The organism is Paenibacillus doosanensis (genome assembly GCF_025060755.1).
Lineage (GTDB): Bacteria > Bacillota > Bacilli > Paenibacillales > NBRC-103111 > Paenibacillus_S > Paenibacillus_S doosanensis.
Map to the genome: position 1 here is coordinate 91,728 of NZ_JANYUY010000011.1, position 12,386 is coordinate 104,113.

Below are 12,386 nucleotides of genomic sequence, written 5' to 3' on the forward strand. Positions count from 1 at the left end.
ATATGACGAACGATCCGCGCAGTACATAAAACGGTAATGAAGGAGCGTTGACGATGTCCGAAATAGAGTCCCTAAGTTCTTCCTCTCCCCCTGTTTTGCTTCAGCGCCACAGCGAAAACCCTCAACAAAATGTGATCGAGGTGACCGGAGAAGCTTCCGTGGCCGCGGCGCCCAACCGTTCGGTCGTCACCTTGGGCGCAGTGACCGAAAACAAGGAGCTGCTCCCGGCACAGCAAGAAAATTCCGCGATCGTGACCCGAATCATTGCGGCGCTCGGTCAGCTCGGCGTTCCGAAGGAGCATATCCGAACCGCAGACTACCGGATCGATATGCAGTATTCGTTCGAGGACGGCAAACAGCTGTTTCAAGGCTATCAGGTTACGCATCTTCTCGAAATCACGCTGGATCAGATCGATCGGACCGGAACGGTGGTAGATACCGCGGTCCGGCAAGGAGCCAATACCGTTACGAATATCCGTTTCGTCAACACGCATCCGGAGGCGTACTACAACCAGGCGCTGCAATTGGCTATCCGGCAGGCGGAGAACAAGGCTATTAGCTTGGCTCGCGCGATTCAGGCCACGCTGAACCGAACGCCGCTGCGCATTGAAGAGCTGTCGCAGCCGCAGCCGCCCGCGCCGTTTCATACGTCTTTGTATGCGGCAGGCGCAAGCGGACCGACCCCGATTCAGCCGGGGCAGCTGAGCATCACGGCTCAGGTTAGAGCCCGCTACAGCTACGTTTAGCGGCGGCGGCCGAAGCGCCGGCTGCGATAGCGGGCCGAGAAGAAATGCAAGAGCCTTCGTTCCGCCCGTAAGCGGAGCCGAAGGCTCTTTACCTTTACTTCTGCAGCGATTCCTCCACATTGCTGGCGTTCATATCGCTCTCCCGCAGCTTGAGCTTGGCGTTGACGAGCGTATTCTCCTCGATCGTATACTTCGGCGCGCCGACGCCCGCATAGACGGTCGATATGCCTTCCGCCGCCATATTCGCCTCAATCCGGTTCCCGTTAATCGCCGCTTCTTTCACGGTGAACGGATCGTTGCGCGTCCAATAATCGCCGATCATGACGGCATAATCGGTGGCGGCCGTCATTTGGTCATACGAAATGGCATTATTCTCAAAGCGGATTTTGCTGGCTTTGGCCACTTTCAAAGCATAACGCTTATCCAGCATCTCGAAGGCGGAGTTCGTCATCGTAAAATCGGCGTTCGCATTCGTTACAAGTACGCCCTCCTTGACCTTCAGCCGGCACTGATCGAAGACATAGCTGCCGGCATCGTCCAGCGTCACGCCGGTCGTCGAAGACTCGATATCGCAGCGGTTATAAGTTCCGGGAGGCAGGTTTAGGGCGCTCGTTCCGACGACCTTCAGATCATCGACGATGCTGCCCGCGGCGCTTCCGGAGAAGCCGCCTCCGTACACGGTCACGCCCTGCAGATGAATGGGATTCACCCATAACGATAAATCCATTCCGCCTTTGTTATTGTACATCGTAATGTTGGAAGCGGTTATTCCGAACGGCGTGCTGCTGCTGATAACAAATTTGGAATCGGTGAACTTCATCCCGTCGATCGTCAAATTGGGGCCTTCCAGATGCGTAAAGGAATCATTCATCTCGTTGCCTTCGAATTGCACGTCATGATAAGCATAAATGCTGGTCGCGTCAAAATGATTGTCCTTGATCAGCGCATTTTTGAACGGAGTCGAAACGGCCAGGCCGATTTTTCCTTTGGACGCCATATGATTGCCTTCCACGGTCGCGTCGTGGCCGTCGTACAAAATGACGTCATAAGCGGCGTTATTGTAAAACTTGTTGTTTCTAATAAAAACATTCGTATTCAAATGCCCGTTCTCGCCGTACCCGCCTTCCACGTCAATGCCGGATTGCGGAGCCGTTCCTTTCATATCGTGCAGCTCGTTATTGACGATCGTAATCTGATCTCCGCCGCCGACCGTAATACCCTGTCTGCGATTAAAGGCGAATTCCGAGTTTTGCACTACCACCTGCTTGGAGACGGCTCTCTGCCAAATTTCTACGTAGGCCGCCTTGCTGTCCGCTTGGTGGAACACCAGATGGATGTAGCCGGAGCCGTCGGGAATGTCCATAAGCTGCCGCATCGTCTGGTCTTTCAAAGTTTTTAGAAACGTCCCGTCTTCCTTGTAAAAGTAAATATCGAAGGCGTTCGGAAGCTTCTGCTTGTTGGATAGCTCAAACTGCCTTTCCGTTTTGAAAATGTCGTTGTTTAAAGAAATCGGTTTTTTCGTACGAATCGCCGCTGCATCATCGACAGGCGCCCCCTGCTCGTCAAACGAGCCCGGCACGAAGCTGTTTTCATACAAATCCTGAATCATCGTTCCTTTGCCGCCGATCGCCAAGCCGTCTCCCGTGAAGTTGACCGCCTTAATCCCGTCGATCTTCACATTGACGGCCCCTTCCGTCACGATGCCGTACCCGCCTTCGTGCGTGCCGCCGCTGGAATAATCATGCGTATCCTTATCGCCGCGGAACGTGCCGCCCTTGATCGTGACGTTGTTCGCTCCGTACCCGATATTCATCGTCTGGTAGCCGCTGAACCCGTTCGATTCTTTCTGAATGACCGCTTGATCGTCGAGCTCGAAGGTCATGTCCGGAACCATATTAATGCGCGCCGACGTATCGCTAACCAGCTTCGGGTCCTGCTTCTTAATCAAATAAGTTCCCGCAGGCACTTTGAATGTCGTTTTGCCGTTGTCATGCGCCCATTTCAGCGCATCATTCATCCCTTTGGTCGTTTCCTCCGGATGAGTACCGTCCGCATAGATGCCCCAATCCTCGGGAACAAGCGTATAGACCGTCCCGGATTCCGGCGCCGCGGCAGCCGTTTGCAGCTGCAAGCCCAAAGTTAAAGCCAATAAAAGCAATCCTTTTTTCATCTGTTCATATCACCGTTCTTTGTATATAAATTTGGCAAAGCCCCGTCCGCTGCAGTCTGGCGCAGCTTGATTACGATCGCGTTACCTCTGCGATCGTACGACCTTTTACGACAAATTGCGCATTTCTCCCCGCTGTTCACCTCGCTTTCCTTTTGCTTTGTCCAGCACAAAGGCTCATTGTTCTATTTTACAGCATCATCCAGGCGAAAATTGTCGATTGATGGCGTCTGACATTAAGAGGAGCAAGGATAAATAACTAGCGGCGAGTAACAATAATTTACTTTTATTCCCAAAGGCGAACATATATAACCGCCCCAAAGCAAAATAGACAGCCCTTATAAGCTGCCTATCCCGGCGTCGACGCTTCATTTTTTCAGTTGTCTATAAGCCGTACGGAGCAATTGAAGACCTGCGACCGTTTTTTTCCGCGCATCCCCTTGATAAAACCGGTACGTTATACCCCGGTGTCAAGCCTATCTAATACTCCCGTCTGATTCAGCTAAGTCTCAGGTAGGAAAAATCCGCGAATCCGGACTATTTTTCCGGGAAGCTCCGTTTGTTCGCTTTTACAGCTTCAATTTCCCCGAATGATCCAAATCCACTGTGATTGTAATGTTACGCAATGAACTCGGGTGCAAATCCAGCCGATCCTGGTCGCGCAGCATGCTCCACAGCTTGTTATTTTTACGGTACAGCACATGCTCAAACCCCAGAACATCGGCCGTCAGCTTCAGCCCTTCCTCGAACGTCCGCTTAATCTGATGCTTGACCAGCTGAGCGGCCTTCTGCTCCAGCTCCTCCTCGGAAACCTGCTGGATGACTTCGCTGACGTTTCCCCTGAGCTTTACTTTCACGTCGTACAGCATTTTCCCCTCTTCATACGACGGAATGATGGCAACCTTGGGCTGCTCCAGCGATAGCGTGGCCAGCGGCTTCCCGTCCGATTGGATCAAGGCCGGGCTGCGGTTCATCTTCGGTTCCATCCAGCGGAGCCCGAGAACGTCGTTTTTCTCAAGCCAGCCTTTATACTCCCGATCCTGATAAACGAACACCCCGTCAAGTTCCAGCAGGGATTTCGGCTTCTCTCCTTCCTTCCAATCTCCGTCCGCCAAAGCCAAAGAGGGCAGCAATATCGCTTTATTGGGCTCCATATAATTGGAGGCAAAGTCCCGCACCGTTATCGGCAGTATAATCGATCTCTGCTTGTAATTCTCAATAGGCTGGTGAAGCAGCGACATTAAGGGAGACAGATTGAAAAACGGCGTGACCGCAAACAGTTGATCGATCGGCTCCTTGGTTCCGAATAACCACGGAGTATATCTCAGCTCATAATACCGTCCTATGGCTTCGCGAACGTCTTCTACCCCTCTGCGCAAAATATTTTCTCCTACGACAATCGAGTTGACTTGGCCGAAAAACAGCCTCATTTGCGTCGTCTGGTACAAATTATTAATCGCGCTGATGACGGTCTTCCCCTTGGCGATGCCGACCCATACGGGCACAGGCTGCGTGGGCTTCCCGGTTTCTATCTTGGCCACAGTGCTGAAATCGATCATCTGGCTGTACACGATATACTCGTTATCCTTATAATCGAACCCCATGGAAGCCAAATAGTTCAGGTCCTGGATGCCTTTAATATCCCAGCAGCCGGTCAATAAACAAGCGATCAGGGCGAATACCAGAGGGAGCTTGATGTACAGGCTCATTCTGTTCTCCTCTCTTTACGGGTATGGTCCGTCGTGCCGAGCATCCCCGGACGGTAATCTTTTTTATACCACGGTTTGCGGGTAATGGCCGAGACGAAATCGTTCCAGCGGAAGGGAGATAACGGCGCAAGATAAGGCACTCCAAAAGACTCCAGGCTGGATAAATAAACGACAAGGGCAATGACGGACGCGATAAATCCGAACATGCCCAGGACCGAAGACATTAGCAGCACAAACAATCGGACGATGCTGACGGTGCCGACCAGAGACTGGTTCACCAGCGTGTAGCTGGCTACCGCCGTCACGCACGCAATGACGAGAAACGTCGTGGACCCGAGTCCGGCTTTGATCGCCGCATCCCCTACGACAATACCGCCGACGACGGCCACCGTTTGGCCGACGGCCTTGGGCAGCCGTTCTCCGGCCTCGCGAAACAGCTCGAACAGGCCCAGCATCAGGAACGCTTCCAGCGGAGCCGGCAAAGGCAGGCCCAATCGGGATAACGTAATCGTCGCCAGCAGCGGCAGCGGCAACTGTTCGATGTTGAACGAGGCCAGCGCCGTCCAGAATCCGGGGAGCAAGAGCGCGATGATCAGCCCGACGAAGCGAAACAGCAAGCCGAACGTCCCCATATAGTAGGGGATATACGAGTCCTCCGGCGTTTTTAGCAATAAGGTTAAATTCGCAGGTCCGATGATCGCCGTCGGGGCGCCCTCGACCAAAATGGCGAACCGGCCCCGCACAAGGCAATCGACGACAAAGTCGGGACGGGTCGTATAGTGGAGCAGCGGAAACATCGACGTCGATCGGTCGGCCAGCATCTCTTCCAGCTGGCTGCTGCCGAACAAAATATCGATTTCAATATGCTGAAGCCGCTCTCTCGCTTCTTCCACAAAGCGCGGCTGGGTGATATCCTCGATATAGAGCAAAGCGACTCTGCTCCGGCTCCTGGCACCGATGGAAAACTGCTCGTAGCACAACGAATTGGTGCGCAGCCGCTTGCGTACCAGCGCAACGTTCGTCGTCAGCTCCTCTACAAAAGCGTCTTTCGGCCCTTTGATGGCCGTCTCCGTATTCGACTCTTGCGGGCTCCGCTGAGGGATGCGCGAAATATCCATCGAGTAGACAATTTGGGAGAAGGGGAAGAAGATGAGCAATTGTCCGGAAAAAACCTGGCTCACAAGAACCGATTGCCGGTTGATCCGCATGAGCTCCCATGTCCGTTCCAGCTCCTCGACGGAATTCGCCTCGCGGACGAAGCATTCAAGTCTCGGCAAAATAAAATGATTGATTTGTTTCGTATCCGCCAAGCCGTCGCAGTAGAGCAAATAGACCGTTCCTTTTCCGTCTTCTGCGAGCTCGTATTTTTCCATCTTAATATCCGCCGATTTGTGAAATAAACGATGAATCTTCTCCGGCGTCCAATCGTTGACTTCCGGTTCCCGGGCATCGGACCGCTGCGTAGGTTCCGTGTGATCGCCGTTTTTCCGAAACAGCTTCCGAAACGCAAAAAAATTCATCATCATTTCACCTCTTTACGTAAATTGACAAACAGTACGATGAGAAATATGACCGTCAATAGCCCTGTCATCGTCCAAAGCGCAAAGGGCAAATATATATCTTTCAAGAAAGACAAGTACTGCATATCGCTGATCGGCACTTCCATAATAGCCACGGTCATAAGGCTAATGATCAAGAGCCACATATATCTGATACGTTTGCCCGAATCCATGCTCAGCAGCTCGACCTGCAAATACAGCGAAAAGGAAATCCTCGCAAAAGCGCCGGAAATCCACTGGTAGATCGATAAAAAATCGACATGGCGGATATATTTGCCGATCTGCACGATCCGCCATTCCTCGAAGGAGGGAAACCTCAGCAGCGCGGCCTCATGAGGGCCGAATTCCGCAATGGCTCCGGTCACCGGTCCCATGACCAGCAGCACCAAAAAGAGAGCCAGCGACCATAAATGCCACAGCTTCAGCTTCGTTTTCATCTCTTGCTGGACGAAGAGAATCATGATCAATTCGACCAGGCCTCCGCCGACATAGATGGCGCCCTTGAGAGCGGGCTGGGGGCCATATTCCATAATAGGCGTCAGCAGCGAGTAATTTTTGGCCGGTAGATTCGTACTCATCACGAAATCCCCGAAAATGACGACGAACGGAAGCAAAATACCCGACGCAATCGCAATCGCTTTAATCCCCAAGTGCACGGCAAGAGCGCATAGCAGAACAAGCACAATGGACAAGGCAAAAATAGGCGTCCGGGTTAAATAGGAAGAGTGCGTCCACATGACCGTTTCCTTCATCGTCAGCAGGCTGATCAGAAAAAAGTAAACGACAAAAATAAGGCGCAGCAATCCGCTGACAAGCTTCCCGCAATGAAGCTGCAGCCAGGGAAGAAGCGGCTGCTGATTTGTTTTTCTTATGATGTAATACAGCATAGCAGCCCATAACAGATAGGGAACGATCGTTACCAATACGCTGATCCACGCATCTCTCTTGGCATCCTGAAGCAGCGGAGGCATGACCATCACGTGGTTCATTAATCCTACGGCCAAGATAATGACGGAAAAGAAAGGGAAGATGCCGATCTTGCGGAATTTATTATCCATAGCTATCCCCTTAATAAAAGAAGCATGTTATTGCAGAGGTGATGAAGGTATTATTTTCCCATCGTCCTAAAAATATACCTTGATTAGAAAAATAACCCACACCTCCATAACATGCTAAATAGCCCTCAAAGCGCTGCATATCAGCATCTTCAAGAGCTATACCACGGTTCCTCTCAATATTTCCGCATCGCAATATCCCGCTTAGCCGTTTCCGCAGAGAAAATCCCTTCAGACGTAATAATATTGACGGGAATTTCCTTCGCTGCGGCAAGATCCTTGACGGCTTTGACGATTTGCGGTCCTAGCAGCGGGTTGCACTCCACGGACAAATTCAACTTGCCTGCAATCATCGCTTGAAACGCCAGCTTGGTCGCATCGACCGACATCACGACAATGTCTTTGCCGGGCTTCATCCCCGCTTGCTCCATCGCCTTGATGGCGCCCAGCGCCATATCGTCGTTATGGGCAAATACAACCTGGGGCATAACCCCGTCCTTAATGACTTTGTTCATCAGTTGAAAGCCGCTGTCGTAAGTAAAGTCGCCGATTTCCGAAGCCGCCACATGGAAGGACGAATTGTTCGCGAGCACCTCCTCGAATCCTTGCCTTCGTTCGATCGCAGGCGCCGAACCCGCCGTTCCCTGCAGCTCCACGATCTCGGTAACTCCGCCGCGGTTCGCATAACGCTCCAGAAGCCAGCGCGCGGCCCTCCTGCCTTCCTCGATAAAATCCGAGCCGATGAACGTGGTCCACAAGGAGTCGTCCTCCACCTTCACCTTGCGGTCCGTCAAAATAACCGGAATACCGGCTTTTCGCGCCTCCTCCAGCACCTCGTCCCAGCCGGTCTCTACGATAGGGGTAAATACGATGACATCTACTTTTTGCCGAATCAAACTGCGAATCATTTCAATTTCTTTATCCTGGCTTCCTTCGGCGTATTGCATAAAGAGCTCAATATCCTGCTCCTGCTCGGCCGCCGTCTTGATGGATTCCGTATTCGCCGCCCTCCAGCTGCTTTCGGAGCCCACAATAACGACGCCCAGCTTGATCTTCCGGCGGGGGTCGGCTTTATCGGGTCCCGCCGTATCGAGCTTCATCATGTACGGCTGTCTGTCCGGACCGTTTAATGGTTCATGTTGATTGGCAATCAGATGGCTGCGCAAAATAATTTTTTTGGGGATGACCTTCTCGCCGTTCAAAATATCTATCGCATACTGAATCGATTCCCGGCCCCCCGTCGGACTCGTCACGCTGCCGCTAAGAATTTTTTGCTTGACCAGATCGAACCCGCCGTTCACCGTGTCCAAGCCGTCAATCCCGATAATTTGCACATTGGACAAGCCCCATGAAGTAATCGCCCGGTAGGCTCCCAGAGCCATGGCGTCGCTGTGGGCGAACACGAGCCGGACTTCCGGGTAAAAAGGCAAAATTCTTTTCAGCTCATCCTCCGCCTTATCTCGCTGCCAGCTTCCGTCAATCTCTTGCTTGATTTGGATGGAAGGACTGCGCGTCACATAGTCCCGGAAGCCGCGGCTCGTCTCCTCCTCCGATGTGGAGCTCATCGCTCCTTTAATTTCCACAATCTCCGCCGCGGTGCCCGCCAGCAGATCGGAAGCCAGCTTGCCGGCGATTTTGCCGATCGACAAATTATCCGATCCGATAAACATCGTATAATCGTAGCCGGTCACCCCGCGGCCCAATACGATAACCGGAATCGTCTTATACGCCTCTTTCACGATCGGAGTGAGCTTCTCGGAATCGTTCAATGAAATGATGAGCAGATCGATGCCGTATTCCATCAGCTTTTGCACATCGTGGATTTGCTTCTCGGAATTTTCCGCGGCATCGGTGAAAATCAGCTTCACGTTGCTATGCTTCTCCGCTTCTTTGCGGATTTCGTTATTCATGACGATTTGCCGCGGCTCATTCAAGTTCGGCTGGCTGATTCCGATCAGAAAATTGGCCTCGGCTTTCGCCTGCTTAATCCGCGAGGTGCTTTCGAAGAGCACGGAACCTGCAAACACAATCAGTAATGCTATCAAAATCCACAGAAAACTTTTTCTAAATGAACTCTTCATCTAGTACTCCCCACGCTTTCTATACTCCAATGGGGACACGCCCGTCATCTTCTTAAAAGCATGACTGAAATAATGCTGAGATTGATAGCCGACTTTGCTCGCGATTTCGTACATTTTTAAAGTAGGATCATCAAGGTATTGGATCGCTTTCTTAATGCGGACATCCGTGAGATAATCGACGAACGATTTGCCCAGATTTCTTTTTAACAGCTTGCTCAAATAAGTCGCGTTCACATTCATATGTTCGGCCACTTCGGATAGCGAAAGATCTTCCCTGTAGTAATAGGTTTCCAAATATTTCTTGGCCATCGCAATGATCGGGGTCAGCGCGCTTTCCCGAAGAAGCTCTTCGCGAAGCGCCTCATAATGGGCCGGGATGTCGTCCAACTGGCCGGAAATACGGTGACACAGAAATACATTGACGCCCAAATACGTCGTTACCGTTCGTTCGAACTCTTGATACACGGCGCGGATAGCCGAAAGATCGGATACTTGGGTCAGCGCGGCTACTTGATGTTTTCCTATACTGAACACGACGGAAACAGGAAGCTGAGGGAGCACTTCGGATAAAATGTTCTTGATTGCGAACAACAAGAGCTGCGGGTCCCACGTTTTATTCGGCACGTCCAGCGATATTTTTTTCAGAGGCTTCACCAGCAGCAGGCTGACATTGCCGTGAAAATGGAGCTGGTAAAACAGCCGCTCTTCTTCGAATTGCTCCTTCGTGAGCTTCCCGGTAATCCAATTGCCCAGAAATTCCTCACGCAGCGCTAGCGCGTTATACTCTAATTTATGGTGCATCCACTGCGTATATTTTTGATCGACGCGCTCCCTGTTCAGTACGTCCAGCGCCTTGGCTATGACGGATTTCAGCTCTGACTTTTGGACCGGCTTAAGCAAATAATCGAACACGTTAAGCCGCACGGCCTGCTGCGCATAAGTAAACTCGTCATGCCCCGATATGATGATGACCAGACAACCGGGACGCCGAGTCTGCAATTGCTCGATCAGCTCGAGCCCGTTCATAAAAGGCATATTGATGTCGACGAACATAAGATCGGCGCCGACCGCGTCGGCCAGCTCCAACGCTTCCTTGCCGTTCTCCGCTTCGGCGGCCACTTCAATGCCCATCTCCGCCCATGGCAGCGCTTTGCAAAGACCGTTGCGAATGCGCGGCTCATCATCAGCGATCAACAATTTCCACATGAACTGTCACCTCAACCCGTCTTATTCCCAACATGAACCATAGGATGCCTGACCTCGACCGTCGTGCCTTTCCCGACTTCGCTATGTATAAAAATTCCATAGGACGACCCATAGGTGAGCTGGATGCGCTCGTTTACATTGAACAGTCCGATGCCATACTGTTCCTTCCGTTTTTTCGCGCCGCGCAAAATATCGTTGAGCTCCTGCAATTTCTCCGGCGGAATTCCCGCCCCGTCATCCGTAATTCGAAAGCAAACCGCGTTTTCCTCCCGCACGGCGCTGATTGTGATTAGCCCCTTGCCGGTTCTGGCTTTAATGCCGTGATAGATAGCGTTTTCAATTACCGGCTGAAGAATCAGCTTAAGCACATGGTATCTGAGCAATTCTTCCGGAATATCGAACTGAATATCCAGCTTATCCATATACCGGGACATCTGAATAATTCGATAGCTTTCCGCATGCTTAATCTCATCCCTGATCGGAATCCACTCATTCCCCCGGTTCAGCCCAATCCGAAATAAATTCGTCAAGGCGCCGATAATTTCGATAATATCGTCAGCTTCGTATTCCTGAGCCATCCACTGAATCGTGTCCAGCGTATTGTACAGAAAATGCGGTTTAATTTGCGCTTGCAGCACTTGCAGCTCCGCCTCGCGCTTCTTTCTCTGTTCGATATAGACCAGATTGATCAAATTGTTGATTTCCTCGAGCATATGATTAAAGCTGTGGCCCAGCTGACCGATTTCATCTTTGGTTTCTGCGACAAACCGTTGATTCAGCTCCCCGTTGCGAACCTTGCTCATTAAACTCATCAGCTTGCGTATCGGGCGGATCAACGTGCCGGTAAAATAAGTGGACAGCAACGATGCCAATGCGATCGTGATAAAGGTAACGATTAACGTGTAAAGCTGAATGTCTTTGACCACCCTTTGGTAGTCGTCGTCGGGGATCACCCCGATGAATTTCCATTTATTCGTTTCGGAATCGTTAACCAAAATGCGATAATCATGGCCTTTAATATTTTGCGTCAAGCTTCCTTGCGTCCCGTCCTGCAGCCAGCTGCTTTGAATCCGGTACACGATATTGTTCGTGGGAGCGTATACAATATCCCCTTTGCGGTCGATGATATACATGAATCCCGACTTGCCCAGCTTCATATTTTCAAAAATCGATTTCAGCATGTCCATCTTCAAATCCATGAGAATGACGCCGGTCACCCGCTTCGTCTCCGGGTCCTGCACCGCGCGCACCAGCGACAGCACGTCGTAGGAGCTGTAATTCTGATAAGCCGCGACATTGCGTCCGATAGGGTTGCTGATAATAAGCGTCTCTTCCGGCTTCCCCGCGGCATCCCGGTACCAGCTTTCTTCCGTCAAGGAATCCCGGGTGATCCGGTACATCCCGTGCGACAGAAAAGTGCCCTGCCCGTTGACGAGCATCATGCCCGTTATTTCCTTGTTGCGGGCCGCATACATGGTCAGCGTTTTCTGAATTTGGGCTGCCGCCGCTTCATCGGGCTCTTCGCCTCCCAGCTTCATAAACTGCTTAACGGCCGAATCCTCTCCCAAATAATAAAACACATCGTCCAGATGCTTAAGATACAAATCGACGTTGCTCTCCACTTGATGAATCATCTGAAGCGTGCTCTGATCGGCCTGATTTTCCGAATAATGGCTGTAGGTCCGGCTGCCCCAAAAGCTTAAAGACAAGATCGAAATCAAAATAATGATGAGAAAGATGCAGTTCAGCTTAAAACGAATGCTGGAGTCATGCCAGCCGCGAAGAAATGCTTTCACTGCTATCCTCCCCTTAATGAACCAACAGAATTACCCATTACATATAGTTTCTGTAATACTAAACGCA

At 51.4% G+C, this 12,386-nt stretch carries 8 protein-coding genes; 1 reads left to right on the forward strand and 7 read right to left on the reverse strand.

The window, feature by feature from the left end; genetic code table 11:
• Positions 1-53: 53 nt before the first annotated feature.
• Entirely contained in the window at positions 54-746 is a 693-nt protein-coding gene (locus N0M98_RS10980) for an SIMPL domain-containing protein (RefSeq protein ID WP_259617890.1), read from the forward strand.
• 94 nt (positions 747-840) lie between these two features.
• Here N0M98_RS10980 and N0M98_RS10985 read toward each other — a convergent pair whose 3' ends face one another.
• The 7 genes from N0M98_RS10985 to N0M98_RS11015 form a co-directional block, all read right to left on the reverse strand.
• Complete coding sequence (locus N0M98_RS10985) at positions 841-2,895, reverse strand: right-handed parallel beta-helix repeat-containing protein (RefSeq protein WP_259617891.1); 2,055 nt, start codon at positions 2,893-2,895, stop codon at positions 841-843.
• 587 nt (positions 2,896-3,482) lie between these two features.
• The gene (locus N0M98_RS10990) at positions 3,483-4,622 is read right to left on the reverse strand and encodes a Ger(x)C family spore germination protein (protein WP_259617892.1); all 1,140 of its coding nucleotides are present in this window, start codon (positions 4,620-4,622) and stop codon (positions 3,483-3,485) included.
• Positions 4,619-6,148 (reverse strand): spore germination protein, encoded by a 1,530-nt coding sequence (locus tag N0M98_RS10995; RefSeq protein WP_259617893.1) that lies wholly within the window; start codon positions 6,146-6,148, stop codon positions 4,619-4,621. The genes N0M98_RS10990 and N0M98_RS10995 overlap by 4 nt, the downstream gene beginning before the upstream one ends.
• Complete coding sequence (locus N0M98_RS11000) at positions 6,145-7,239, reverse strand: GerAB/ArcD/ProY family transporter (protein ID WP_249864778.1); 1,095 nt, start codon at positions 7,237-7,239, stop codon at positions 6,145-6,147. Before N0M98_RS11000 ends, N0M98_RS10995 begins: the two co-directional genes overlap by 4 nt.
• 173 nt (positions 7,240-7,412) lie before the next feature.
• Positions 7,413-9,317, reverse strand: a complete 1,905-nt coding sequence (locus tag N0M98_RS11005) for a substrate-binding domain-containing protein (RefSeq protein WP_259617894.1) — start codon at positions 9,315-9,317, stop codon at positions 7,413-7,415.
• Entirely contained in the window at positions 9,318-10,523 is a 1,206-nt protein-coding gene (locus N0M98_RS11010; protein ID WP_259617895.1) for a response regulator, read from the reverse strand.
• An 11-nt stretch (positions 10,524-10,534) separates the two neighbouring features.
• Positions 10,535-12,319 (reverse strand): sensor histidine kinase, encoded by a 1,785-nt coding sequence (locus tag N0M98_RS11015; protein WP_259617896.1) that lies wholly within the window; start codon positions 12,317-12,319, stop codon positions 10,535-10,537.
• Between the last annotated feature and the right edge of the window lie 67 nt (positions 12,320-12,386).